The sequence below is a fragment of the Variovorax sp. 10N432 genome (genome assembly GCF_056394465.1).
The window spans coordinates 164,296-188,281 of sequence record NZ_JBFTHX010000010.1 but is presented as its reverse complement, the minus strand read 5'-3'; the positions used below and the strand labels follow the sequence as shown (position 1 = coordinate 188,281).

The following is a 23,986-nucleotide window of genomic DNA, read 5'->3' as shown; positions in this document are numbered from 1 at the left end:
AGAACACTGCCATGTCCGACGAAGCCCACGACCACATCGATGTCACTCAGGCGGGCGAGATCAAATACTGGTGCGAACGGCTCGGCGTGAGCGAGCATGCGCTGCGCCAGGCGGTGGCGGACGTCGGCCCCCGGGTCGAGCAGGTCGCGGTGCATCTCGGCAAGCAATGACGGGTGCAGCCGGGGGCTCCCGCCCCTGTTCGAAGCCACCGTAAAGTGGCATCCTGCGCATCCTGGGTGCGCCGCACCGTCCTTGGAGGTCCGCATGGCAGCTCGTTCGATCGCTTCCCTGTCCCTGGGTTTCGGTCTGGTCTCGATTCCGGTCAAGCTGTATTCCGCGACCGAGAGCAGCAGCACGGTGAAGTTCAACCTCCTCACTCGCGACGGCTCCCGCGTCAAGCAACAGTACGTGTCCGAAAAAGACCCGGCCACCGTCGTTCCGCGGTCCGAGATGGTCAAGGGCTACGAATTCGAGAAGGATCGCTATGTGCTTTTCACGCCTGATGAACTCAAGGCGGTCGAGGAAAGCGCCAGCCACGCGATCGACATCGTGAGCTTCATTCCCGAGAAGGCGGTCGACCCGATCTACTACGACAAGGCCTACTACCTCGCCCCCGACAAGCGCGGCGGCAAATCCTATTCGCTGCTGCGCGCCGCCATGCAGGAAAGCGGCCGCTGCGCACTCGCGAAATGGGCCTGGAAGGGCAAGCAGTACGTGGTCCAGGTGCGCGCCGCCGAAGACGGCCTGGTGCTGCAGCAGCTTCTCTACGCCGACGAGGTGCGCTCGCTGAAGGAACTCGATATCGAGCAGGTCCAGCCCTCGGACGCGGAGGTGAAGCTCGCGCTCCAGTTGATCGACCAGATCGCCGAGGACAGCTACGACCCGACCCAGTTCGTCGACGAGGAAAAGCAGCGCATCCTGGCCGCCATCGATGCCAAGATCGCCGGCAAGCAGGTGGTCGCGGCCGAGGCGCGCGACGCCGACGCGGGCGGCCAGATCATCGACCTCACCGAAATGCTGCGTGCCAGCCTGGCCCGCGGCGGCACAGCCGGCCAGCGCGCCGCGCGGGCGCCCGCCGACAAGGTCACGCCGCTGGCCTCGAAGGAGCGCAAGGGCGTGAAGCGGGCCAGCGCCAAGGCGCCCGAGGCCGAGGCCCCGGCGCGCGCGCGATCGAGAAAGTGAAGCCGTCGCCGCCGCCGGCGCCCCATACCCTGCGCGGCATCCAGGAGATGCTGGGCCTGTCGCGCAGCGCGGTCGCCAGACTCATCGCCCATGGCTTCGTCAGCCCATCGCGCGGACCGCGCAACGAATACCGCTTCTCGTTTCGAGACGTCGTCCTGTTGCGCACCGCCCACAAGCTGCAACTGGCCGACATCCCGACGCGCAAGATCGTGCGCGCGCTGCAGCGGCTCAAGGGCACGCTGCCAGCCGAACTGCCGCTGAGCGGACTGCGGATCACCGCCGTCGGCAGCGAGGTCGCCGTGCACGAGCGGGGCAGCCGGTGGGCGGCCGAGTCGGGCCAGCTGCTGATGGATTTCGATGTCGCGGCGATGAGCGGCACCGTGGCCTTCGTCGAGCGCGGCCCGGCCGAGGCGCCGGCGCTGGTCCAGTCGTCGCCCGAGACGCTGTTCGCGCAAGCCGAGGCCCTGGAGGCGAGCGACCCGGCAGCGGCCGAGCGCGCCTACCGCCGCCTGCTCGAGGGCGCGCCGGCGTATGCCGACGCCTACCTGAATCTCGGCGCCCTGCTCTGCGAATCGGGCCGCCATGCGGAGGCCGTGGCGCTCTACGACGAGGCGCTCGCCCAGCGCCCCGAGGTCGCCCTGCTGCATTTCAACCGCGCGGTGGCGCTGGAAGACCTGGAGCGCTACCGCGAGGCCCTGATGGCCTACGACCGCTGCCTMACGCTCGACCCGGGCCTGGGCGACGCTCACTTCAATGCGGCGCGCCTGCACGACCACCTGGGCGACGAAAAGAAGGCGATCCGGCACTTCAGCGCCTATCGACGCCTCCAGGACAAATGAACGAGTTCGGCTTTTTTCACTCTGGCGGCAGAATCGGCACTCCATGAAAACGATTCTCGACACGAGCCCCGACCCTGCGGACGACTGGGCGACGCGGCTCACCGCTGTGACGGCCGACGCCGACCTGCGCGCCAGCGGCCTGATCGAGGTCTCGATCGGCAGCCTGTTGCGTGTGGTGCGCGAGCAGCTCAAGCTGGAGGTGGTCTTCATCGGCGAGTTCGTCGACGGCGCCCGGGTGTTCCGCCACATCGCCTCGCGCACCGAAGACGCCGTCATCAAGCAGGGCGAGGGCCATCCCCTCGACGAAACCATCTGCCAGCGCATCGTCGACGGCCGCATGCCGTGCCTGACGCCGGACGTCGCAAGTGTCCGTTCGGACTACGGACTTCCCCTCTACTACGAAGCGCTGGGCGCCCATATCGGTGTGCCGGTGCGCCTGTCGGACGGCACGCTGTACGGCATGTTGTGCGGCTTCAGTTTCGCGGCCTGCCCCCATCTGGACGAGCGCGACGTCCGGCGCCTGGAGATGGCCGCCCACGCCACGGCGCGGCTGATCGCGCAAGCCGAAGGGCGCGACTTCGAGCCGCTCGCCTTTGCCCACTGAGGCCCGGTCGCGAGCCGTCCCCATCCCCCATATGGCGGATTCACTTCCGCGCGCGCCTCGTCCAGACTGGGGCCAGTGACTCCCCATCGCTCCGCCGCCATCGTTTCGGTACGCCGCAAGTCGGCACTGCTGGCGGCCATCTCCCTGCTGCTGGCCGCCGCCGCGCTGCAAGGCTACGCGGCGGGCTACCCGCTCGGCATGGCGCTGCTGGCGGCCGCCACCGTGCAGGCCGGCATCTGCCTGACCATGTTCAGCAGCCGGCTGCTGAAGACCGTGCTGGCGGCCAATTTCCTGCTGTTCCTGTGGCACGCCCTGGTCATCAGTCATTTCCTGACACCTGACGGCGGGCCGGCCGTGTTCCAGCTCGGCGACTTCGCCTCGGCCGTGCTCGGCAGCGCCTCGTTGGTGTTCACGCCGGTGGAGACCATGGCCCTGATCGTCCGCGACGCCTATCTGAAGCGGCTCCGGCGGCCCCGTCGCGGCGCCCCGCCCTGAAGCGCCCCGCGTCTCGAGGGTCCGGCCGTCAGCGAATCAGGGCCTGCAGTTCCCTGAACCGCGGATGCTCGGCCGTGCGCAGCCATTCGAAGCCGACCATCTCGGTGGTCACGAGTTCGGCACCCGCGCCGGCCAGCCGGTCGAAGGCGGCGTCGCGGTTGCGCTCGGTGCGCGAACTGCACGCATCGGTCACGACCCAGACCTCGAACTCGTCCTCGAGCAGGTCGAGCGCCGTCTGCAGCAGGCAGACGTGGGCCTCGCAGCCGGCGATCACGATGGTGTTGCGCTCCTCGGCCGCGGCGGGCTTCTGCAAGTGCTTGGGAAGGCTGCGGGCGTTGCCTTGCGGCGCTTTCGCGGGCACGCGCAGCCATTCGCCCAGGCCCTCCTCGGCGCCGCTGAAGTGCATCTTGGCCAGCGTGCGCTGGCACAGCGCGCGGATCTCAGGCAGGTTCTCGCCGAGCTTGGACGGGTTCTGCTCGGTGCCCCAGATCGGGACCTCCACCAGCCGGGCCATTTCTCCCAGCCGGACCGCGTTCTTCGCGACGGCCTCGGCCTCGAAAATGGCCGGCATCAGGCGCGCCTGGTAGTCGACCAGGACCAGTTGGGATTGGGAGGCATCGAGCAGCATGGGAGTCTTTCGCGAAATACGGTGTGATCCCGGACCGTACCACCGATGCACGGGGACTTCCGGCCCGCGCGTGCTGCGGCGGCGGAACGTGCTTCAGTCGGGCCGCAGCCGGATCAGCTTGCCGTTCGACTCGTCGGTCAGGATATAGAGCAGGCCGTCCGGCCCCTGCTTGACGTCGCGGATGCGCGCCTTGCCGTCTTCGAGCAGCTTCTGCTCGGACGCGACCTTGCCGTCCTTGAGGACGATCCGGTCCAGGTAGCCGAACTTGAGCGAGCCCACGAAGAGGTTGCCCTTCCAGGTCGCGCCGTAGCGGTCGCTGGTCAGGAAGGCCATGCCCGACGGGGCGATCGAGGGCACCCAGTAGTGCAGCGGCTGCTCCATGCCCTCCTTCTGCGTGATGCCGTCGCCGATCTTGCCGCCGCCGTAGTTCTCGCCGTAGGTGATCACCGGCCAGCCGTAGTTGCGGCCGGCCTGCGGGACGTTGATCTCGTCGCCGCCCTGCGGTCCATGCTCGTGCATCCACAGCTTGCCATCGGGCCCCAGCGTCGCGCCCTGGCCATTGCGGTGGCCATAACTCCAGATCTCGGGCAGCGCGCCGGCCTGGCCGACGAAGGGATTGTCCCTGGGCACCGAACCATCCTTGCCGATACGCACGATCTTGCCCAGGTGGTTGTCGAGTTTCTGCGCGTCTTCCTTGCGACTGAAACGCTCGCCCAGGGTCAGGAACAGCGTTCCGTCCGCGGCCTCGACGATGCGGCAGCCGAAATGGTTGCGGCTGACCACCTTGGGCCGCTGGCTGAATATCACCCTGACTTCCTCGAGGCGGCTGGCGTCGGCGGACAGCCGGGCGCGCGCCAGCGCGGTGCCGTTGGCCGGGCCGCCCGCCTCGGGTTCGGAAAAGCAGAAGTACAGCGTACGGTTCTGGTCGTAGGCGGAATCGGCCAGCACGTCGAGCAGCCCCCCCTGCCCGCCCGCCGCGATCGGTGGCAGCCCGGCCAGCGGTGCGCCGAGTTGGCCGTCTGCCGCCACCACCCGCAGCCGCCCGGGCCGCTCGGTGACCAGAAAGCGCCCGTCCGGAAGAAAGGCGACGCCCCAGGGGTTCTCGAACCCGGCCGCGACGATCTCCGGCCGCGGTGCCGCCTGCGCCACGCCGAGGGTCGCCAGGGACGCGAAAAGGAAACGGGCGAGCCCTTGGCGAACCCGCGAAAGCAGCAACGATTTCATGTTTTCCTTGGCGTCGGCGGATTTCCGGGCCGGTGCCATTTCAACCCGAATTGCAAATCTTTTGCATTACATCCAGCAAAGAACTTATGGCCCATAACGTTGACTTTTACATTTGGGTATGTGAGAAATGGAAAAAATCCTTTCTCCGACAACTGTTTACGTGCAGAATCCCGAATCCGCATGAAATTGACACCCCAAGGTGTCGTCCATATCCTACGCGCCATGCGACTTTTTCTCCTCACCGCCAGCTTGCTGCTCGCCCTCCACGCACACGCCGCGCCGCAGCTGGATCCGACCACCGACCCGCAGACGGGCACCCCGGTCGCCGAGAAGACCCTGCTGGGCCAATTCCACCAGGTTCGCCAGACGGTCGCCGATCGCACCTCCGACCTCGTGGTGACCGCCATCGGCTTCCTGGGCGTCCCCTACCGCCGCGGCGGCAACACGGCCGAGACCGGTTTCGACTGCAGCGGCTTCGTCCGCGCCATGTACACCCAGACGGTCGGCCACCTGCTGCCGCGCCGCGCCGAAGAACAGGCCGCCGCCACCCAGAAGATCGACCGCAGCGAGCTCAAGCCCGGCGACCTGGTGTTCTTCAACACCATGCGCCGCGCCTTCAGCCACGTCGGGATCTATGTCGGCGAGGGCAAGTTCATCCATTCCCCCAAGCCCGGCGCGCAAGTGCGGGTCGAAGACATGAGCGGCAGCTACTGGCAGCGCCGTTTCAGCGGCGCCCGCCGGGTCGCCGCGGCGCAGGACGAGGTCAAGGCCTCGGGCGACTGATACCGCCCTGATCCGGACGAAAAAAATCCCGCGCCAGGCGGGATTTTTTCATGGGGCGGCAAGCCGCCGCTCAGCGCTTCACCGGCGGCAGGTCGGTGCAGTGGCCATGCACCGCCTCCGCCGCCAGCCCGATGCTCTCGCCCAGCGTCGGATGCGGATGGATGGTCTTGCCGATGTCGTAGGCGTCCGCGCCCATCTCGATCGCCAGCGCGATTTCGCCGATCATGTCGCCAGCGTGGGTGCCGACGATGCCGCCGCCGACGATGCGGTGCGACTCGGCATCGAACAGCAGCTTGGTGAAGCCCTCGTCGCGGCCGTTGGCGATCGCCCGGCCCGAGGCGGTCCAGGGGAACAGGCCCTTCTCGATCTTCACGCCTTCGGCCTTGGCCTGGTCTTCGGTCAGGCCGACCCAGGCCACTTCGGGGTCGGTGTAGGCCACGCTCGGGATCACGCGGGCATTGAAAGCCGCGCTCGCCAGTTCCTTGTCGCCCTTCTGCTCGCCGGCGATCACCTCGGCCGCCACGTGCGCCTCGTGCACCGCCTTGTGCTCCAGCATTGGCTGGCCGACGATGTCGCCGACCGCGAAGATATGGGGCACGTTGGTCCGCATCTGGATGTCGACCGGGATGAAGCCGCGGTCGCTGACCGCGACACCGGCCTTCTCGGCGCCGATCTTCTTGCCGTTGGGGCTGCGGCCCACGGCCTGCAGCACCAGGTCGTACAACTGCGGCTCCTTCGGCGCCTGCTCGCCCTCGAACGTCACGCGGATGCCATCCTTGGTGGCTTCGGCGCCCACGGTCTTGGTCTTCAGCATGATGTTGTCGAAGCGCGGCGCGTTGAGCTTCTGCCAGACCTTGACCAGATCGCGGTCGGCGCCCTGCATCAGCCCGTCGAGCATCTCGACCACGTCGAGCCGCGCGCCCAGGGTCGAATAGACCGAGCCCATCTCGAGCCCGATGATGCCGCCGCCGAGGATCAGCATGCGCTTGGGCTCGATGCCGAGTTCGAGCGCGCCGGTGGAGTCGACCACGCGCGGGTCCTTCGGCATGAAGGGCAGGTGCACGGCCTGCGAACCGGCCGCGATCACGCAGTGCCGGAACTTGACCGTCTGCGCCTTGCCGGTGGTGGCCTGGCCGTCGCCGCTGGTTTCCTGCACCTTCACATGGAAGGGATCGATGAACTCGCCGATGCCGCGCACCGTCGTGACCTTGCGCATCTTGGCCATCGCCGCCAGGCCGCCGGTGAGCTTGCCCACCACCTTGTTCTTGCGCCCGAGCAGCTTGGCGCGGTCGATCTTCGGTTCGCCGTAGCTGACGCCGAGGTCGGCGAAGTGCTTGACCTCGTCGATCACCGCGGCGACGTGCAGCAGCGCCTTCGACGGGATGCAGCCGACATTGAGGCAGACGCCGCCGAGCGTGGCGTAGCGCTCGACCAGGATCACCTTGAGGCCGAGATCGGCGGCGCGGAAGGCGGCCGAATAGCCGCCCGGGCCGGCGCCGAGCACCAGCAGATCGCAGTCGTGGTCGACCGAACCGGTGTAGCTCGATGCGGCGGCAGGCGCGGGGGTCGCCGCAGCCGGGGCCGGCTTCGGTGCCGACGCCTGGCTTGCGGCAGGGGCTGCTGCCGCCGGTGCCGGCGCAGGCGCCGCGGCGGCGCCTTCGGCCGCCTCGAGCGTCAGCACCACCGAGCCCTCCTTGACCTTGTCGCCGACCTTCACGGCCACCGACTTGACCACGCCGGCCGCGGACGACGGAATCTCCATCGAGGCCTTGTCCGACTCCACCGTGATCAGCGACTGCTCGGCCTTCACCGTGTCGCCGGCCTTCACCAGCACCTCGATCACCGCGACTTCATCGAAATCGCCGATGTCCGGCACCTTGACTTGTACTTCGCTCATTTGGACACCTTCAGTTTGAGTGTGAGAACGTCGACCGGACCGGCCGAATTGCGATCGAATTCGCAGGCCGCCGCAACGCCGGCCTCGGCGACATCGCGCGCCGAACGCGCCTTGTCGTAGACCGCGTGCATGGCGCCGAGTGCGAAGCTGCGTCCCGAGCCGATGCTCCAGAACTGCTTGAACTCGAACACCTCGCGGTAGCTGTAGATGCCGTAGATGCCGCTGGCATTGGCCAGCAGCATCGTGAACTGGCTCGACTCGTAGGGCTCGTGCTCGTCTTCCTTGGCCTGCAGGAAGAACGAGTCCTTGAGCACCGGGTGCAGCAGCGTGAAGGTGCGAAAGATCTCGTCCTTGCTGCCGAAGCGCAGCGCCTCGGGGGGCTGCGCCGCCAGCGCATGCTGGAGCACCAGAAAGTGCGCCGCCGCGCCGGCCACCGCGAAGATGCTCTGCCCGCCCGCATCGTTCACCATGAACAGCTTCTGGTTGGCTTCGGCGCGGTGCGACAGGCGCGTGTCGCCGAAGGTCACGAGCGAATCCGCCGCCATCACGACCTGGCCGCCCTTGCGGACGGCCACCACCGTGGTCATAGGAGAACGCGTCTGAAGTCCGCGAGCACCTGGCCCAGGTAGGCGTTGAATCGCGCCGCCGCAGCACCGTCGATGACCCGGTGGTCATAGGACAGCGACAGCGGCAGCGTCAGGCGCGGCACGAACTGCTTGCCGTCCCACACCGGCTTCATCTGGCCCTTCGACAGGCCCAGGATCGCGACCTCGGGCGCGTTGATGATCGGCGTGAAGTGCGTGCCGCCAATGCCGCCCAGCGAGCTGATCGAGATGCAGCCGCCTTGCATGTCGGCCGAACCGAGCTTGCCGTCGCGCGCCTTCTTGGCCAGATCGCCCATTTCCTGGCTGATCTGCAGCACGCCCTTCTTGTCGGCGTCCTTGAGCACCGGCACCACCAGCCCGTTCGGCGTGTCCGCCGCGAAGCCGATGTTGTAGTACTGCTTATAGACCAGCTGGTCGCCATCCAGGCTGGTGTTGAAGTCGGGGAACTTCTTCAGTGCCGAGACCATGGCCTTGATCACGAAGGCCAGCATCGTCACCTTGACGCCCRACTTCTCGTTCTCCTTGTTGGTCGCGACCCGGAAGGMCTCCAGCTCGGTGATGTCGGCCTCGTCATTGTTGGTGACGTGCGGAATCATCACCCAGTTGCGGTGCAGGTTGGCGCCGCTGAGCTTCTTGATGCGCGACAGGTCCTTGCGCTCGACCGTGCCGAACTTGGTGAAGTCGACCTTCGGCCACGGGATCAGGCCGAGCGCCTCGCCGCCGCCGCCCGCGGGCGCCTTGGCGCCGGCGGCCTTGGTGCTGGCCGCGCCGCTCATCACCGAGCGGGTGAAGCTCTGCACGTCTTCCTGGGTGATGCGGCCCTTCGGCCCGCTGCCCTTGACTTCCTCGAGCGGCACGCCGAGTTCGCGCGCGAACTTGCGCACCGAGGGCGAGGCGTGCGGCATCTTGCCGCTGGGCGCAACCGTCGGGTCGTGCGCGGGCGGGGCGGCGGCCGGGGCGGACGCCGCAGGGACCGGTGCCGACGCGCTGGCCGGTGCCGCTGCCGCAGCGGCCTGTGCCGGTGCCGGTGCCGCAGCCGCGGGCGCCGCGGCGCTCGCGGTGCCTTCGATCACCGCGATCAGGTCGCCGATGTTGACCGTGTCGCCGACCTTGACCTTGAGTTCCTTGAGCACGCCCGCCGCCGACGACGGGATCTCCATCGAGGCCTTGTCGGACTCGACCGTGATCAGGGATTGCTCGGCCTTGATCGTGTCGCCGGGCTTGACCAGCACCTCGATCACCGCGACGTCCTTGAAGTCGCCGATGTCGGGCACCTTGATGTCGATCGGGCCCGCCGCCGCGGCCGGCGCAGGGGCAGCGGCCGCAGGTGCCGGTGCTGCCGCCGCGGCAGGCGCGGGAGCAGCTGCCGCGGGCGCCGAGGCCGCCGGCGCGGCCGCGCCCTCGCCTTCGAGCACCAGCACCACCGAGCCTTCCTTGACCTTGCTGCCGACCTCGACCTTGAGTTCCTTGACCACGCCGGCCTGGCTCGACGGAATCTCCATCGAGGCCTTGTCCGACTCCACGGTGATGAGCGACTGCTCGGCCTTCACCGTGTCGCCGACCTTCACCAGCACCTCGATCACCGCGACCTCGTCGAAGTCGCCGATGTCCGGCACCTTGATTTCCACTGTTGCCATGTCGTGTCTCCCGCCCTTCGGGCGCCGTTGATTGGTTTTATGCGTAGAGCGGGTTGATCTTCTCGGCGTTGATGCCGTACTTCTTGATTGCGTCTGCCACCTTTTGCGCCGGCACCGCACCGTCTTCGGCCAGCGCCTTCAGTGCCGCCACCACGATGAAGTGGCGGTTGACCTCGAAGTGCTCGCGCAGCTTGTTGCGGAAGTCGCTGCGGCCGAAGCCGTCGGTGCCGAGCACCTTGTAGTTGCGGCCCTTCGGGATGAAGGGGCGGATCTGCTCGGCATAGGCCTTCATGTAGTCGGTCGAAGCGACCACCGGACCGGTGCTTGCCGACAGCTGCTGCTCGACGAAGGACACGCGCGGCTTCTCGGTCGGATGCAGCAGGTTCCAGCGGTCGGCTTCCTGGCCGTCGCGGGTCAGCTCGTTGAAGCTCGGGCAGCTCCAGACCGCGGCCGAAACGCCCCAGTCCTTCTCGAGCAGTTCCTGGGCCGCGAAGCTCTCGCGCAGGATCGTGCCGCTGCCCAGCAGCTGGACCGACGGCGACTTGGCCTTGAGCGCGGGCGCCTGCTTGCACAGGTACATGCCCTTGATGATCTGCTCCTCGGTGCCGGGCTGCAGGCCGGGCATCGGGTAGTTCTCGTTGAGCAGCGTGATGTAGTAGTAGACGTTGTCCTGCTTCTCGACCATGCGCTTCAGGCCGTGGTGCAGGATCACGCCGACTTCGTGGGCGAAGGTCGGGTCGTAGCTGACGCAGTTCGGGATCGTGTTGGCCAGGATGTGGCTGTGGCCGTCCTCGTGCTGCAGGCCTTCGCCGTTCAGCGTGGTGCGCCCCGAGGTGCCGCCGAGCAGGAAGCCGCGTGCCTGCATGTCGCCGGCCGCCCAGGCCAGGTCGCCGATGCGCTGGAAGCCGAACATCGAGTAGTAGACATAGAACGGCACCATGATGCGGTTGTTGGTGCTGTAGCTGGTGGCCGCCGCGATCCAGCTCGACATGCCGCCGGCCTCGTTGATGCCTTCCTGCAGGATCTGGCCGGCCTTGTCCTCGCGGTAGTACATGACCTGGTCCTTGTCGACCGGCGTGTACTGCTGCCCCGCGGGGTTGTAGATGCCGATCTGGCGGAACAGGCCTTCCATGCCGAAGGTGCGGGCCTCGTCGACCAGGATCGGCACCACGCGCGGTCCGAGCGCCTGGTCGCGCAGCAGCTGCGTCAGGAAGCGCACGTAGGCCTGCGTGGTCGAGATCTCGCGCCCTTCTGCGGTCGGCTCGAGCACCGCCTTGAAGGTCTCCAGCGCCGGCACCGTGAAGCTCTCGTCAGCCTTCACGCGGCGGTGCGGCAGGTAGCCGCCCAGCGCCTTGCGGCGCTCGTGCAGGTACTTCATCTCGGGCGTGTCGTCGGCCGGCTTGTAGAACGGCAGGTCGGCGATCTGGCTGTCCGGGATCGGGATGTTGAAGCGGTCGCGGAAGGCCTTGATGTCCTCGTCGCCGAGCTTCTTGGTCTGGTGGACCGTGTTCTTGCCCTCGCCGATCTTGCCCATGCCGAAGCCCTTGACGGTCTTCACTAGCAGCACGGTCGGTTGGCCCTGGTGCTTGACGGCGGCGTCGAAGGCCGCATAGACCTTCTGCGAGTCGTGGCCGCCGCGGCGCAGGTTCCAGATGTCGTCGTCGCTCATCTTGGCGACCATCTCGAGGGTGCGCGGATCGCGGCCGAAGAAATTTTTGCGCACGTAGGCGCCGTCGTTGGCCTTGAACGACTGGTAGTCGCCGTCGTTGGTGTCCATCATGAGCTTGCGCAGCGCACCTTCCTTGTCGCGCGCCAGCAGTGGATCCCAGCCGCTGCCCCAGATCAGCTTGATGACGTTCCAGCCGGAGCCGCGGAACTCGCCTTCGAGCTCCTGGATGATCTTGCCGTTGCCGCGCACCGGGCCGTCCAGGCGCTGCAGGTTGCAGTTGATGACGAAGACCAGGTTGTCGAGCTTCTCGCGCGCTGCCAGGCCGATGGCGCCCAGCGATTCGACCTCGTCCATTTCACCGTCGCCGCAGAACACCCAGACCTTGCGGTTCTCGGTGTTGGCGATGCCGCGCGCATGCAGGTACTTGAGGAAGCGCGCCTGGTAGATCGCCATCAGCGGGCCCAGGCCCATCGAGACGGTCGGGAACTGCCAGAACTCGGGCATCAGCTTGGGATGCGGATAGCTCGACAGGCCCTTGCCGTCGACTTCCTGGCGGAAGTTGAGCAGTTGTTCTTCGGTCAGCCGGCCTTCGAGGTAGGCGCGGGCATAGATGCCGGGCGACACGTGGCCCTGGATGTAGAGGCAGTCGCCGCCGTGGTTCTCGCTCTCGGCGTGCCAGAAGTGGTTGAAGCCGGCGCCGAACATGCTGGCCAGCGAGGCGAAGGAGCCGATGTGGCCGCCGAGGTCGCCGCCTTCGGGCGGGTGGTGGCGGTTGGCCTTGACCACCATCGCCATGGCGTTCCAGCGCATGTAGGAACGCAGCCGCTCCTCGATCTCGGCATTGCCGGGCGAGCGCTCTTCCTGGTCGGTCTCGATCGTGTTGACGTAGGCGGTATTGGCCGAGAACGGTTTGTCGATGCTGTTCTGGCGTGCGTGCTCGAGCAATTGCTCAAGGAGGAAGTGCGCGCGATCGGGCCCCTCGCTCTCGATCACGGCGGACAGGGCGTCCATCCATTCACGCGTTTCCTGCGCGTCCAGGTCGTTTGCAGCCGAGCCGAAATGGTTCTCGGGATTTGCCGACATGCTTGTCTCCTTGTGAGGGGTTGTGGGCGTAATTTAGTGCCGTATCCAGCAGTGCGCGGGAGTTTCGCACAGAATTATTGAAATTTCAAATCGTGCTTGTCGATTTCTTATTGTGAAATTCATCAGGACAAAGCACCCGCACGTGGGTCCCCGGCACTCGGACTGCGCCCCTCTCCCGCCACAGGGCATCACCTAAACTTGCACGATGCCCCTTTCCTCTCCGATCGCCGTCGCGCGCAATGCCGCGTCGCCGCTGTCCTGGCTGCGCCGCTGGTGGCGCCGCCAGACGCCGGTACTGCAGGACGCGGTCGCCATGCTCGCGCCGCTGGCCGCCGTGCTGCTGTTCCTCGCGGCCATCGTCTCGGCCTTCTGGTACTTGCGGGCCGAGGAAGTGGAGCGGGTCCAGGAATCGGTAAAGCGCGACGTGGAATACGCCCAGCAGCGGGTGCGGCTGCGCCTTCTCGAACGGCAGGAGCAGTTGATGCGGCTGGCCCGCGACGCCTCCAACCGCGAAATCGACGCGGCTGAGTTCACCAGCCGGGCGGAGTCGCTGGTGAGCCAGTTCCCCGAGTTGCAGTCGGTCAGCTGGATCGACGACCGCCGGCGCTTCAAGGCCAGCTATGCGGCGCCGAGCGTCCACCCGGCGCTGCAGCATGCGGTCGGCGATGTGCTGCGTCCGGGCGACATCGAAAGCAACTATGCGCTGGCGCGCGAACTGCGCCAGCCGGTGTTCTCGCAGCCGCTGGCCGGCGGCGACCCGCCGCCGATGCTCGGGCTCTACATCCCGCTGTTCGACCAGGGGCTGTTCGCAGGCATGCTGATGGGCGAATTCTCGATCGACGGCCTGTTGCGCTACGGCATGCCTTCCGAGGTGTCGGCCCGCTATGCGGTCTCTCTGCTCGACGCCAAGGGCGGGCTGATCGCCGGCAACACGGTCGCCAGCCCGCGCGGCGCCGGCACCCGGCTGCTGCCCTGGACCGTGCGCACCAACGAATACGAAGTCCCGGTATCGCCGGTCGGCAACGCGCTGCTGCTGCGGGCGCAGGCCTACCGGACGTCGCAGGGCGTGGTCGGCAACGGCCTGTTCTGGCTGGTCGGGGCGCTCAGCGTGCTCACCAGCTGGATGCTGATCGGCACCTGGCGCCACACCCGCCGCCGGCTGCAGGCCCAGCAGGCGCTGGTGGCCGAGACCAATTTCCGCCGCGCCATGGAGAACTCCATGCTGACCGGCATGCGGGTGCTCGACCTCGAGGGCCGCATCACCTACGTCAACGCCGCCTTCTGCGCCATGACCGGCTGGAGCGAGAACGAGCTGGTCGGCCAGACGCCGCCCTTCCCCTACTGGCTCGAATCCGACCGCGAAGTCATGAACGAGCGGCTCGAGGAAGAGTTGCACGGCCGCGCCCTGCCCGGCGGCTTCCAGGTCCGGGTCAAGCGCCGCAACGGCAGCGTCTTCAATGCACGGCTCTATGTGTCGCCGCTGATCGACGCCCGCGGCCACCAGACCGGCTGGATGACCTCGATGACCGACATCACCGAGCCGACCCGGATCCGGGAGCAGCTGTCGGCTTCGTACGAGCGCTTCACGACGGTGCTGGAGGCGCTGGATGCCTCGGTGTCGGTGGCGCCGCTCGGCAGCGAGGAGCTGCTGTTCGCCAACAAGCTCTACCGGCTCTGGTTCGGCTCGAACACCGTAGGCCACCTGGGCATGGTGGCGCAGGCCGGCGTGCCGGCCACGCAGGCGCGCGACGAGGAGATGGACGACGTCGACTCCTTCGCCGGCCTGCCGATCGACCAGCTGACAACCGCCCAGCCGGCCAACAACGAGATCTTCGTGCCCGAACTGGGCAAGTGGCTGGAAGTGCGCTCGCGCTACCTGACCTGGGTCGACGGCCGGCTCGCGCAGCTGGTGATCGCCACCGACATCACGCCGCGGCGCGACGCCGAGGACCTGGCGGCGGCCCAGGCCGACCGCGCCCATGCCGCCAGCCGCCTCATCACGATGGGCGAGATGGCCTCCAGCGTGGCGCACGAACTCAACCAGCCGCTGACCGCGATCACCAACTACTGCAACGGGATGGTGTCGCGCATCAAGGGCCAGCAGATCGACTCGGAGGCCCTGCTGGCGGCGCTCGAGAAGACCTCCAAGCAGGCCCAGCGCGCCGGCCAGATCATCCAGCGGATCCGCTCCTTCGTGAAGCGCAGCGAGCCCAACCGCACGCCGGCCGAGGTCTCGACCATGGTCAGCGAGGCGGTCGAGCTGGCGGGCATCGAGTTGCGCCGGCGCAACGTGCGGCTCAACCACTACGTGGCGGCGCGGCTGCCGATCCTGCGGGTCGACCCGATCCTGATCGAGCAGGTGATGGTCAACCTGCTGAAGAACGCCGCCGAGTCGATCGACCTGGCCAACCGGCCGCTGGCGCGCCGCAGCGTCGAGCTGCGGGTGCTGCCCAAGAACATCGACGGCCAGCCGGCGGTCGAGTTTTCGGTCCAGGACACCGGCATGGGCCTGGCGCCCGAAGTCATGGACCGGCTCTACGAGGCCTTTTTCTCGACCAAGCCGGAAGGCATGGGGATCGGCCTCAACCTTTGCCGCACCATCGTCGAGTCCCACCGTGGCCGGATGCAGGCCGAGAACATCTACAATGGGCCGGATGTGGTCGGATGCCGTTTTTCCTTCTGGTTACCGGTGTTGGACGCTATCGATTCCGTAGCAAGCAACGAGGCGAAAGTACCTGCATGAGTTTGATTCCGAAGAAGGGCACTGTCTATGTCGTCGACGACGATGAAGCGGTTCGTGATTCGTTGCAATGGCTGCTCGAGGGCAAGGACTACCGGGTCCGCTGCTTCGATTCGGCCGAGTCCTTCCTGTCGCGCTACGACCCGCGCGAAGTGGCCTGCCTGATCGTCGACATCCGCATGGGCGGCATGTCCGGCATCGAGCTCCAAGACCGCCTGATCGAGCGCCGTTCGCCGCTGCCGATCGTGGTCATCACCGGCCACGGCGACGTGCCGATGGCGGTCGACTCGATGAAGAAGGGCGCGATGGACTTCATCCAGAAGCCCTTCAACGACGAGGCGCTGGTGGCCCTGGTCGAGCGCATGCTCGACCATGCCCGCGGCGCCTTCGCGCAGCACCAGCAGTCGGCCAGCCGCGACGCCCTGCTGTCCAAGCTGACCGGCCGCGAGGCGCAAGTGCTCGAGCGCATCGTCGCCGGGCGCCTCAACAAGCAGATCGCCGACGACCTCGGCATCAGCATCAAGACGGTGGAGGCGCACCGCGCCAACATCATGGAAAAGCTCAACGCCAACACCGTGGCCGACCTGCTCAAGATCGCCCTCGGGCAAGCGGCCACACCCGCCAAGGCCTAGCGACCTCCCGCCACCGATTGCAACTCCACGCCTGCGCAAGCGGGCGTTTCCATTTCTGAAGTTCGAAAAACGATGACAGCCCAACTGATTGACGGCAACCCGCTCTCCAAGACGCTGCGCGCCGAGGTCGCCACCCGCGCCGCAGCGCTCAAGGCCCGCGGCGTGGTGCCCGGCCTGGCGGTGGTGCTGGTCGGCGAAAACCCGGCCAGCCAGGTCTACGTGCGCAACAAGGTCAAGGCCTGCGAGGACAACGGCCTGCACTCGGTACTCGAAAAGCACCCGGCCGAGCTCAGTGAAGCCGACCTGCTGGCCCGGGTCGAGGCCCTCAACAACGACCCGGCCATCCACGGCATCCTGGTCCAGCTCCCCCTGCCGGCCCACATCGACGCCCAGAAGGTGATCGAGGCGATCGCGCCGGCCAAGGATGTCGACGGCTTCCACGTCGCCAGCGCGGGCGCCCTCATGACCGGCTCGCCCGGCTTCTGGCCCTGCACCCCCTACGGCTGCATGAAGATGCTCGAGTCGATCGGCTACGAGCTGCGCGGCAAGCACGCGGTGGTCATCGGCCGCAGCAACATCGTCGGCAAGCCGATGGCCCTGATGCTGCTGGCCAAGAGCGCCACCGTCACCATCTGCCACAGCGCGACTGCCGACCTGGGCGCCATGACCCGCCAGGCCGACTTGGTGGTGGCGGCGGTCGGGAAGCGCAACGTGCTCACGGCCGACATGGTCAAGCCCGGCGCCGTCGTCATCGACGTCGGCATGAACCGCAACGACGAAGGCAAGCTCTGCGGCGACGTCGATTTCGCCGGCGTGCGCGAGGTGGCCGGCTGGATCACACCAGTGCCGGGCGGCGTCGGCCCGATGACCATCACGATGCTGCTGGTGAACACGATCGAGGCCGCAGAACGCACCGCCGCCGCCAGCGCCACTTGAACTCGCGCCCCCCGTCCGCCATCTGAATCAGACCATGACCAATCCGCTCCTCGACTTCAACGACCTCCCGCTGTTCGACCAGATCAAGCCGGAGCATGTCGCACCGGCGGTCGACGCCCTGCTCGCCGGCGCCGAGTCGGCCTTGCAGGCGGTGACCGAGCCCGCCTTTCCGGCCGAGTGGACGGCCATTGCGAAGGTGCTGGACGTGGCGTCGGAGCGATTCAGCCGCGCCTGGGGCGCGGTCGGCCACCTCAACGCCGTGGCCGACACCCCCGAGCTGCGGGCGGCCTACAACGAGGCCATGCCGCGCGTCACCGCCTTCTGGACCCGCCTGGGTTCGGACGAGCGGCTGTACGCCAAGTACAAGGCCATCGACCCCGCGACCCTGAACCCCGAGCAGCGCCAGGCGCACCGCAACGCGATCCGCAACTTCGTGCTCGGCGGCGCCGAGCTGCAGGGCGAGGCCAAGGCCCGCTTTGCCGAGATCCAGGAACGCCAGGCCGAACTGAGCCAGAAGTTCAGCGAGAACGCGCTCGACGCCACCGACGCCTTTGCCTGGTACGCCGTCCTCGAAGACCTCGATGGCGTGCCCGAGGACGTCGTCAGCGCCGCCCGCGCCGCCGCCGAGGCCGAAGGCAAGGATGGCTACAAGCTCACGCTCAAGATGCCCTGCTACCTGCCGGTGATGCAGTTCGCCCGCAGCAGCGCGCTGCGCGAGCGGCTCTATCGCGCCTACGTCACGCGGGCCAGCGAATTCGGCGACCCGGCCTTCGACAACACGGCGCTGATCCGCGAGATCCTCGCGCTGCGCCAGGAAGAAGCCAAGCTCCTCGGCTACCCCAACTTCGGCGAACTCTCGATCGTGCCGAAGATGGCCGAATCGGCCGACCAGGTGATCAAGTTCCTGCGCGACCTCGCGGCCAAGGCCCGGCCCTACGGCGAGCGCGACCTGGCCGACCTGCGGGCCTTCGCCGCCGAGCACCTGGGCCTCGCCGATCCCCAGCCCTGGGACTGGACCTACGTCGGCGAGAAGCTCAAGGAAGCGCGCTACGCCTTCAGCGAGCAGGAGGTCAAGCAGTACTTGACGGCGCCCAAGGTGATGGCCGGCCTGTTCAAGATCGTCGAGACCCTGTTCGAGGTGTCGATCCAGCGCGACACGGCGCCGGTCTGGCACCCCAGCGTGGAGTTCTACCGCATCGAGCGCGCCGGCCAGAAGGTCGGCCAGTTCTACCTCGATCCCTCGGCCCGCGCCGCCAAGCGCGGCGGCGCCTGGATGGACGACGTCCGCGCCCGCTGGCTTCGCCCCGACACCGGCCGGCTGCAGACGCCGGTCGCCCAGCTGGTCTGCAACTTCGCCGAGGGCGTCGACGGCAAGCCGCCGCTGCTCACGCACGACGACGTCACCACCCTCTTCCACGAGTTCGGCCACGGCCTGCACCACATGCTGACCCGCATCGACGAACGCGACGTCTCCGGCATCAGCGGCGTCGAATGGGACGCGGTCGAGCTGCCGAGCCAGTTCATGGAGAACTTCTGCTGGGAATGGGACGTGCTCGCCCACATGACCTCGCACGTCGACACCGGCGCGCCGCTGCCGCGCCCCCTGTTCGACAAGATGACCGCGGCGAAGAACTTCCAGAGCGGCCTGCAGACCCTGCGCCAGATCGAGTTCTCGCTCTTCGACATGCTGCTGCACACCCGCTACGACGCCGCCACCGCCCAGCCGGGCGACGTGATGGCGCTGCTGGCCGAGGTGCGCCAGGAAGTCGCGGTGATGCCGGCGCCGGAATTCAGCCGCACGCCGAACACCTTCAGCCACATCTTCTCGGGCGGCTACGCGGCCGGCTACTACAGCTACAAGTGGGCCGAAGTGCTGAGCGCGGATGCCTACGCCGCCTTCGAGGAGACCGCGGGCGCCAATGGCGAGCCGAGCGTCGAAACCGGGCGCAAGTACCGCGAGGCGATCCTCGAAGCCGGCGGCAGCCGCAGCGCGATGGAGTCCTTCAAAGCTTTCCGGGGCCGCGAACCCCAACTCGATGCATTGTTGCGACACCAGGGCATGGCCGAGGCGCAGCCAGCCTGACATACTTCGTTACATTGGAATCCGGAAAGCACCAATGAAACTCCAGACTGCCTTCGCGGGCCTCACCTTGCTGCTGGTCGCCGGCGCTGCGCTGGCGCAGCCGGTCTACCGCAACGTCGACAAGAACGGCAAGGTCACGTTCTCCGACCAGCCACCGGGTGCCAACGCGCCGGCGGCGCCGGCCCGGGCCGGCAACAGCGTCGCGAGCGCGGGCGGCGGGCTGCCCTACGAGTTGCGGCAAGTGGTCCAGCGCTATCCGGTCACGCTCTACGCCAGCGAGGACTGCGGCCCTTGCGCCGCCGGCCGCTCGCTGCTGGTCACGCGCGGCGTGCCTTTCGACGAACGCACGGTCAAGTCCAACGAGGACGTGGCGGCGCTCCAGCGACTGAGCGGCCAGAGCTCGCTGCCGCTGCTGACGATCGGATCGCAGCAGCTCAAGGGCTTCGGTGACGCCGAGTGGTCGCAGTACCTGGATGCGGCCGGCTATCCCAAGAGCTCGCAATTGCCGGCCGGCTGGCGCAATGCTCCGGCCCAGCCGCTGGTGGCGCAGCAACCCGCGGCAGAGCCCGCGCCGGCCGCCGCGGCACCGGCGCCTTCGCCGGCGGCCGACCTGCCGGCTGCGGCCAGCGGCCCGACGCCGAGCAATCCGGCCGGAATCCGGTTCTAGCAGCCTCTGGAGTTCCCTCAGCCGAAGGTCATCGTGCGCACGCCCGAGGGCGTCGCCAGCAGGCAGACGCTGGCACGCTGGTGGGCGAACACGCCGACCTCGACCACGCCGGGCCACCGGTTCACCTCGTTCTCGAAGCCGAGCGGATCGGTGATCCGCAGGCCGGTCACGTCGACGATGTGCTGGCCGTTGTCGGTCACCAGCGGGGCGCCGTCCTTCTCGCGCACCTGCGCCAGGCCGCCCAGCCGCGAGAACTGCCGCATGATGCGCCGGGCCGCCATCGGGATGACTTCGACCGGCAGCGGGAAGGCGCCCAGCGTGTTCACCAGCTTGGAGGCATCGGCGATGCAGACGAAGCGCTTCGACTGCGCCGCCACGATCTTCTCGCGCGTGAGCGCGGCGCCGCCGCCCTTGATCATGTAGCCGCGGCCATCGATCTCGTCGGCCCCGTCGATGTAGACCGCCAGTTCGTCGACGGCATTGCTGTCGAACACCTCGATGCCCAAGGCCCGCAGCCGCTCGGTCGAGGCCACCGAACTCGACACCGCCCCCCGGATCTGGTCCTTGACGCCGGCCAGCGCCTCGATGAACTTGTTCACGGTCGAGCCGGTGCCGACGCCGATGATCTCGCCCTTGGGCACGTAGTCCAGCGCGGCGCGGCCGACCAGTGCCTTGAGTTCGTCCTGCGTCAGGACGGGAGCGGGTGCGGAGGAAGTCATCGGGGAGAATCCTGGGCTGATTGAAGTCTGAAGCCGAGAATTATCCGATGCTCCTGCCGTTGCCCTCCTCTCTTTACGCGCTTGCCCGCCCCTTCCTTTTCGGATTCGACGCCGAACGGGCTCACGAGCTGACCCTGGACGCGCTGGCGCGGACCCAGAACACGCCGCTGGCCTGCGCCTACGCGGCGCCGCGCGTGGCCGATCGGATCACCCTGGCGGGGCTGTCGTTCCCGAACCGGGTCGGCCTAGCGGCGGGCCTCGACAAGAACGCCCGCTGCATCGACGCCTTCGGCGCCATGGGCTTCGGCTTCGTCGAAGTCGGGACGGTCACGCCCAAGCCGCAGCCGGGCAATGCGAAGCCGCGGATCTTTCGCCTGCCGCAGCGCGACGCGCTCATCAACCGTCTCGGCTTCAACAACGAAGGCCTCGAGGCCTTCATCGCCAACGTGCAGCGGGCCCGCTTCCGGCGCGACACATCGAGGCCGCCGATGCTGCTGGGGCTCAACATCGGCAAGAACGCCGCCACCCCGATCGAGCGCGCGGTCGACGACTACCTGGTCTGCCTCGATGGGGTCTACCCGCACGCCGACTATGTCGCGATCAACATCTCGAGCCCCAACACCGCCAACCTGCGCTCGCTGCAAAGCGACGAGGCACTCGACGGCCTGCTCGGTGCCGTGGCCGACAAGCGCGAAGCGCTGGCGGCGCGCCAGGGCAAGCGGGTGCCACTGTTCGTGAAAATTGCGCCCGACCTCGACGAGGCGCAGGTCAAGGTGATCGCCGCGACGCTGCTGCGCCACCGGATGGACGGCGTCATCGCCACCAACACCACGCTGGCACGCGACGCCGTGGCGGGCCTGCCCCATGCCGAGGAAGCCGGCGGCCTGTCGGGTGCACCCGTGCGCGAAGCCAGCAACCGGGTGATCGGCCAACTGCGCGCGACGCTCGGCAAGGGCTTTCCGATCATCGGCGCAGGCGGCGTGCTGAGCGCGGCGGACGCCCTGGCCAAGGTCGAGGCCGGCGCCGACCTGGTGCAGATCTACACCGGGCTCATCTACCGCGGCCCGGCGCTGGTGCGCCAGGCCGCCCAGGCCCTGCGCGCAAGCAAAGGCTGAGACGCGCGGGACAGATCGAGCCCGCCCAGGCTTCAGCCGCGCATCCGCCAGAGCACCGGGGCGATCACCGTCGCCCATCGGACCAGGCGACGCGGACCCAGCACGGCGATCACCGTGGCGGTCGCAACCCCGGTGGCGATCGGATGTTCGCGCGCGATGCGCAGAGCCGCGGCCGAGGCGGTTTCGGGCTGGCTCGGCGCTTCGCCGGCGCCGCTGGCGGCCGCCTCGAGCGTGGCGATGCGCTCGCGCTGGCRCTCGATACGGGCCAGCAACTGCTCGCTGGTGAGCGAAAGCGCTTGCGCGTCATCTTCGTCCTGATCGGCACCGAAGCGGTGGTGGAACCAGTCCAGATCGCGTTCGAAGGTCAGGCGCGCCGAATCGAGGGCCGAGGACTTGCGCAGCGTGCCCATGAGCAGCAGCACGGCCGCGATCCAGAGCCCACCCCACGCCAGCGCCAGCACCCAGGCCACCGTGGCGCGATACGGCGTGTCCCAGAAATGCACCACGATCGCCACCGACAGCAACGCGATGACGACGGTGGTCAGCCCGGCGACCGCCACCCCGAGGCCGAGCATCAGCCGCAGGCGCTGCTTCTCCTCGTCCCAGGCCAGCCGCAGGAGTTGGGCGCGATCACTGGCGGCCAGCGCCCCTTCACCGGCCAGGATGCGCAGGCGCCGCAGGCGGGACTTGATTCCGAACAGGGCGCTGAGGCTCATCCTCCGAACTCCGCCGCGCCCCTGGGGCGTTGATCAGCGGCGCCCAAGCAGCAGGCCCACCAGCACACCCACGGCCAGCGCGGCGCCGGCAATTTGCCACGGTTCGTCATGCGCGTAGGCATTGGCCGTATTGGCGGCTTCACGGGCCTTCTGCGCGGCGATGCGGCTCTTCTCGGCCGCCAGTTCGCGCGCGATCGCCAGCTTGCTGTCGATGCGCTGGCGCAGTGCCTTGATGTGCGGCACGGAATCGAGGTCCTTGCTGGCGAGCACGCCGCGCACGTCGCTGGCGATGTCTTCGGCCACGGCGTTGGCCGCGGCTTCGAGGTTGGTGGAAGCAGTCATCGAAAAAGGTCCTCCTCATTCACGCCGGCACCGCGCCGGCGACACCGCGCCGACAAAACGGCACGCCGTTCCATGGTACATGCCCGCGCGGCTCTACGACAGCAGATCACCGACGAAGCGGCCGATCGCCAGGCTGCTGGTGAGCCCCGGCGACTCGATCCCGAACAGGTTGACCAGCCCGGGCACGCCGTGCGCCGCCGGGCCCTGGATCATGAAGTCGGCCGCGGCGTCCCCGGGGCCGGATATCTTGGGCCGAATGCCGGCATAGCCCGGCACCAGCGCGCCGTCCGGCAGCGCCGGCCAGTACTTGCGTACCTCGGCATAGAAGCCCTCGCCGCGCGCCGGGTCCACCACCAGGTCGTCGGGCGATGCCACCCACTGCACGTCCGGGCCGAACTTGGCCTGGCCGCCGAGATCGAGGGTCAGGTGCACGCCCAGTCCCGCGGCCTCGGGCACCGGATAGATCAGGCGGCTGAACGGCGCCCGGCCGGCGAGCGTGAAATAGCTGCCCTTGGCGAACCAGGCCCCCGGCACCGCGGCCGCAGGCAGGCCGTCGAACTGCCGGGCCAGCAGCGGCGCGGCCAGACCGGCCGCATTGACCACGCTGTTGCAGCGCAGGGCCGTGCCGTCGGAAGCCTTCAGCACGATGCCGGCGCCGCCGCACTCGGCGCCGACGACACCGGACTTCAGCGCCAGCACGCCGCCGGCATGCTCGAGGTCGCCCTGCAGGCTCAGCATCAGCGCGTGGCTGTCGACGATGCCGGTGCTCGGCGAATGGAGGGCCGCCAGGCATTCGAGCGCCGGCTCCATCGCCCTGGCCTGCGTGCGCGAGAGCAGCACGAGATCGTCGACGCCGTTGGCGCGCGCCTTGGCGGCGATCGCCTCGAGCTGCCCGACCTGCGCTTCGCTAGTGGCGACGATCAGCTTGCCGCAGCGCCGATGCGGAAGCCCGCGGTCTTCGGCGTACGCGTACAGACGCTGCTTGCCCTCGACGCACAACTGCGCCTTCAGGGAGCCCTGGGGATAGTAGATGCCGGCGTGGATCACCTCGCTGTTGCGCGAACTGGTGCCGGTGCCGATCGCGCCCTCGGATTCGAGCACGATGACCTCGCGTCCCTGCAAGGCCAGCGCGCGCGCCACGGCCAGACCCACCACGCCGGCGCCGATGACGGCGCAATCGAATTCGTCCATACGCCAAGCTTAGCGCGCGGGATGCCGACGATGAAAAAAGTGATTGGTGGGCGGTGGAGGCTTCGAACCTCCGACCCCAGCAGTGTGAATGCTGTGCTCTACCCCTGAGCTAACCGCCCCCGGTACACGGCGTCAGAGTGAATCTGGCCGCACACCTTTAGGTATCTTTTTGGATACCTTCTGGATGTCTTTCGCACCG

At 68.0% G+C, this 23,986-nt stretch carries 22 protein-coding genes and 1 tRNA gene; 12 read left to right on the top strand and 11 right to left on the bottom strand.

The genetic code is table 11. The features are described 5' to 3' along the window. The first annotated feature begins 11 nt into the window (after positions 1-11). The 5 genes from AC1DF3_RS14630 (at position 12) to AC1DF3_RS14610 (ending at position 3,120) form a co-directional block, all read left to right on the top strand. Positions 12-170 (top strand): DUF3606 domain-containing protein, encoded by a 159-nt coding sequence (locus tag AC1DF3_RS14630; protein WP_478140004.1) that lies wholly within the window; start codon positions 12-14, stop codon positions 168-170. Positions 171-264: 94 nt separating this feature from the next. After that, positions 265-1,182 (top strand): non-homologous end joining protein Ku, encoded by a 918-nt coding sequence (ku, locus tag AC1DF3_RS14625; RefSeq protein ID WP_286524132.1) that lies wholly within the window; start codon positions 265-267, stop codon positions 1,180-1,182. Next, positions 1,179-2,021, top strand: a complete 843-nt coding sequence (locus AC1DF3_RS14620; RefSeq protein ID WP_286532996.1) for a tetratricopeptide repeat protein — start codon at positions 1,179-1,181, stop codon at positions 2,019-2,021. Before ku ends, AC1DF3_RS14620 begins: the two co-directional genes overlap by 4 nt. Before the next feature lie 43 nt (positions 2,022-2,064). Beyond that, on the top strand, positions 2,065-2,625 hold the full coding sequence (locus AC1DF3_RS14615) for a GAF domain-containing protein (RefSeq protein ID WP_286532995.1): 561 nt from the start codon (positions 2,065-2,067) through the stop codon (positions 2,623-2,625). A 75-nt stretch (positions 2,626-2,700) separates the two neighbouring features. Then, a complete protein-coding gene (locus AC1DF3_RS14610) occupies positions 2,701-3,120 on the top strand; it encodes a hypothetical protein (RefSeq protein WP_286524136.1) in 420 nt (139 codons plus the stop codon). Positions 3,121-3,148: 28 nt separating this feature from the next. On the opposite strand, the gene AC1DF3_RS14605 is transcribed toward AC1DF3_RS14610, so the two are convergent. Both AC1DF3_RS14605 and AC1DF3_RS14600 read right to left on the bottom strand, forming a co-directional pair. Beyond that, positions 3,149-3,748, bottom strand: coding sequence for an isochorismatase family protein (locus AC1DF3_RS14605; RefSeq protein ID WP_286524137.1), 600 nt, complete (start codon positions 3,746-3,748; stop codon positions 3,149-3,151). A 93-nt stretch (positions 3,749-3,841) separates the two neighbouring features. Next, positions 3,842-4,972, bottom strand: coding sequence for a PQQ-dependent sugar dehydrogenase (locus AC1DF3_RS14600; RefSeq protein ID WP_478140003.1), 1,131 nt, complete (start codon positions 4,970-4,972; stop codon positions 3,842-3,844). A 222-nt stretch (positions 4,973-5,194) separates the two neighbouring features. Here AC1DF3_RS14600 and AC1DF3_RS14595 point away from each other — a divergent pair, with 222 nt between their 5' ends. Then, the gene (locus AC1DF3_RS14595) at positions 5,195-5,755 is read left to right on the top strand and encodes a C40 family peptidase (RefSeq protein WP_286532991.1); all 561 of its coding nucleotides are present in this window, start codon (positions 5,195-5,197) and stop codon (positions 5,753-5,755) included. A 70-nt stretch (positions 5,756-5,825) separates the two neighbouring features. On the opposite strand, the gene lpdA is transcribed toward AC1DF3_RS14595, so the two are convergent. The 4 genes from lpdA to aceE are packed head-to-tail and all read right to left on the bottom strand — an operon-like array spanning position 5,826 to position 12,646. Continuing rightward, a complete protein-coding gene (gene lpdA, locus AC1DF3_RS14590; RefSeq protein ID WP_286532990.1) occupies positions 5,826-7,652 on the bottom strand; it encodes a dihydrolipoyl dehydrogenase in 1,827 nt (608 codons plus the stop codon). Continuing rightward, the gene (locus AC1DF3_RS14585; RefSeq protein ID WP_286532989.1) at positions 7,649-8,239 is read right to left on the bottom strand and encodes an Ntn hydrolase family protein; all 591 of its coding nucleotides are present in this window, start codon (positions 8,237-8,239) and stop codon (positions 7,649-7,651) included. Before AC1DF3_RS14585 ends, lpdA begins: the two co-directional genes overlap by 4 nt. Beyond that, a complete protein-coding gene (gene aceF, locus AC1DF3_RS14580; RefSeq protein ID WP_478140002.1) occupies positions 8,236-9,894 on the bottom strand; it encodes a dihydrolipoyllysine-residue acetyltransferase in 1,659 nt (552 codons plus the stop codon). The genes AC1DF3_RS14585 and aceF overlap by 4 nt, the downstream gene beginning before the upstream one ends. A 37-nt stretch (positions 9,895-9,931) precedes the next feature. After that, positions 9,932-12,646 (bottom strand): pyruvate dehydrogenase (acetyl-transferring), homodimeric type, encoded by a 2,715-nt coding sequence (gene aceE / locus AC1DF3_RS14575; RefSeq protein ID WP_478140001.1) that lies wholly within the window; start codon positions 12,644-12,646, stop codon positions 9,932-9,934. 205 nt (positions 12,647-12,851) lie between these two features. Here aceE and AC1DF3_RS14570 point away from each other — a divergent pair, with 205 nt between their 5' ends. The 5 genes from AC1DF3_RS14570 (at position 12,852) to AC1DF3_RS14550 (ending at position 19,704) form a co-directional block, all read left to right on the top strand. Then, a complete protein-coding gene (locus AC1DF3_RS14570; protein WP_478140000.1) occupies positions 12,852-15,389 on the top strand; it encodes a PAS domain-containing sensor histidine kinase in 2,538 nt (845 codons plus the stop codon). Further along, positions 15,386-16,018 (top strand): response regulator transcription factor, encoded by a 633-nt coding sequence (locus AC1DF3_RS14565; protein WP_286507613.1) that lies wholly within the window; start codon positions 15,386-15,388, stop codon positions 16,016-16,018. The genes AC1DF3_RS14570 and AC1DF3_RS14565 overlap by 4 nt, the downstream gene beginning before the upstream one ends. A gap of 72 nt (positions 16,019-16,090) precedes the next feature. Further along, the gene (folD, locus tag AC1DF3_RS14560; RefSeq protein WP_478139999.1) at positions 16,091-16,954 is read left to right on the top strand and encodes a bifunctional methylenetetrahydrofolate dehydrogenase/methenyltetrahydrofolate cyclohydrolase FolD; all 864 of its coding nucleotides are present in this window, start codon (positions 16,091-16,093) and stop codon (positions 16,952-16,954) included. Positions 16,955-16,988: 34 nt separating this feature from the next. Further along, positions 16,989-19,037, top strand: a complete 2,049-nt coding sequence (locus AC1DF3_RS14555; protein WP_478139998.1) for a M3 family metallopeptidase — start codon at positions 16,989-16,991, stop codon at positions 19,035-19,037. 34 nt (positions 19,038-19,071) lie between these two features. Then, positions 19,072-19,704, top strand: coding sequence for a glutaredoxin family protein (locus AC1DF3_RS14550; protein WP_478139997.1), 633 nt, complete (start codon positions 19,072-19,074; stop codon positions 19,702-19,704). 17 nt (positions 19,705-19,721) lie between these two features. Here AC1DF3_RS14550 and rpiA read toward each other — a convergent pair whose 3' ends face one another. Then, a complete protein-coding gene (gene rpiA, locus AC1DF3_RS14545; RefSeq protein ID WP_286532976.1) occupies positions 19,722-20,423 on the bottom strand; it encodes a ribose-5-phosphate isomerase RpiA in 702 nt (233 codons plus the stop codon). A gap of 47 nt (positions 20,424-20,470) precedes the next feature. On the opposite strand from rpiA, the gene AC1DF3_RS14540 reads away from it, so the two are divergent. Then, a complete protein-coding gene (locus AC1DF3_RS14540) occupies positions 20,471-21,538 on the top strand; it encodes a quinone-dependent dihydroorotate dehydrogenase (RefSeq protein WP_286532974.1) in 1,068 nt (355 codons plus the stop codon). Positions 21,539-21,570: 32 nt separating this feature from the next. Here AC1DF3_RS14540 and AC1DF3_RS14535 read toward each other — a convergent pair whose 3' ends face one another. From AC1DF3_RS14535 to AC1DF3_RS14520, 4 genes are all read right to left on the bottom strand, one after another. Beyond that, the gene (locus tag AC1DF3_RS14535) at positions 21,571-22,254 is read right to left on the bottom strand and encodes a phage holin family protein (RefSeq protein ID WP_478139996.1); all 684 of its coding nucleotides are present in this window, start codon (positions 22,252-22,254) and stop codon (positions 21,571-21,573) included. A 33-nt stretch (positions 22,255-22,287) separates the two neighbouring features. Then, positions 22,288-22,596: a glycine zipper domain-containing protein gene (locus AC1DF3_RS14530; RefSeq protein WP_286524169.1), complete on the bottom strand. Its 309-nt coding sequence runs from the start codon at positions 22,594-22,596 to the stop codon at positions 22,288-22,290. A gap of 93 nt (positions 22,597-22,689) precedes the next feature. Beyond that, on the bottom strand, positions 22,690-23,787 hold the full coding sequence (locus AC1DF3_RS14525) for an NAD(P)/FAD-dependent oxidoreductase (RefSeq protein ID WP_286532970.1): 1,098 nt from the start codon (positions 23,785-23,787) through the stop codon (positions 22,690-22,692). Positions 23,788-23,831: 44 nt separating this feature from the next. Further along, positions 23,832-23,906 (bottom strand) — tRNA-Val (locus AC1DF3_RS14520). Between the last annotated feature and the right edge of the window lie 80 nt (positions 23,907-23,986).

Bases quoted from the DNA above. Each gene is read 5' to 3' on its own strand.
- AC1DF3_RS14630 (WP_478140004.1), top strand. From the start codon at position 12: ATGTCCGACGAAGCCCACGACCACATCGATGTCACTCAGGCGGGCGAG.
- ku (WP_286524132.1), top strand. From the start codon at position 265: ATGGCAGCTCGTTCGATCGCTTCCCTGTCCCTGGGTTTCGGTCTGGTC.
- AC1DF3_RS14615 (WP_286532995.1), top strand. From the start codon at position 2,065: ATGAAAACGATTCTCGACACGAGCCCCGACCCTGCGGACGACTGGGCG.
- AC1DF3_RS14605 (WP_286524137.1), bottom strand. From the start codon at position 3,748: ATGCTGCTCGATGCCTCCCAATCCCAACTGGTCCTGGTCGACTACCAG.
- AC1DF3_RS14600 (WP_478140003.1), bottom strand. From the start codon at position 4,972: ATGAAATCGTTGCTGCTTTCGCGGGTTCGCCAAGGGCTCGCCCGTTTC.
- AC1DF3_RS14595 (WP_286532991.1), top strand. From the start codon at position 5,195: ATGCGACTTTTTCTCCTCACCGCCAGCTTGCTGCTCGCCCTCCACGCA.
- lpdA (WP_286532990.1), bottom strand. From the start codon at position 7,652: ATGAGCGAAGTACAAGTCAAGGTGCCGGACATCGGCGATTTCGATGAA.
- AC1DF3_RS14585 (WP_286532989.1), bottom strand. From the start codon at position 8,239: ATGACCACGGTGGTGGCCGTCCGCAAGGGCGGCCAGGTCGTGATGGCG.
- aceE (WP_478140001.1), bottom strand. From the start codon at position 12,646: ATGTCGGCAAATCCCGAGAACCATTTCGGCTCGGCTGCAAACGACCTG.
- AC1DF3_RS14570 (WP_478140000.1), top strand. From the start codon at position 12,852: ATGCCCCTTTCCTCTCCGATCGCCGTCGCGCGCAATGCCGCGTCGCCG.
- AC1DF3_RS14565 (WP_286507613.1), top strand. From the start codon at position 15,386: ATGAGTTTGATTCCGAAGAAGGGCACTGTCTATGTCGTCGACGACGAT.
- folD (WP_478139999.1), top strand. From the start codon at position 16,091: ATGACAGCCCAACTGATTGACGGCAACCCGCTCTCCAAGACGCTGCGC.
- AC1DF3_RS14555 (WP_478139998.1), top strand. From the start codon at position 16,989: ATGACCAATCCGCTCCTCGACTTCAACGACCTCCCGCTGTTCGACCAG.
- AC1DF3_RS14550 (WP_478139997.1), top strand. From the start codon at position 19,072: ATGAAACTCCAGACTGCCTTCGCGGGCCTCACCTTGCTGCTGGTCGCC.
- rpiA (WP_286532976.1), bottom strand. From the start codon at position 20,423: ATGACTTCCTCCGCACCCGCTCCCGTCCTGACGCAGGACGAACTCAAG.
- AC1DF3_RS14540 (WP_286532974.1), top strand. From the start codon at position 20,471: ATGCTCCTGCCGTTGCCCTCCTCTCTTTACGCGCTTGCCCGCCCCTTC.
- AC1DF3_RS14530 (WP_286524169.1), bottom strand. From the start codon at position 22,596: ATGACTGCTTCCACCAACCTCGAAGCCGCGGCCAACGCCGTGGCCGAA.
- AC1DF3_RS14525 (WP_286532970.1), bottom strand. From the start codon at position 23,787: ATGGACGAATTCGATTGCGCCGTCATCGGCGCCGGCGTGGTGGGTCTG.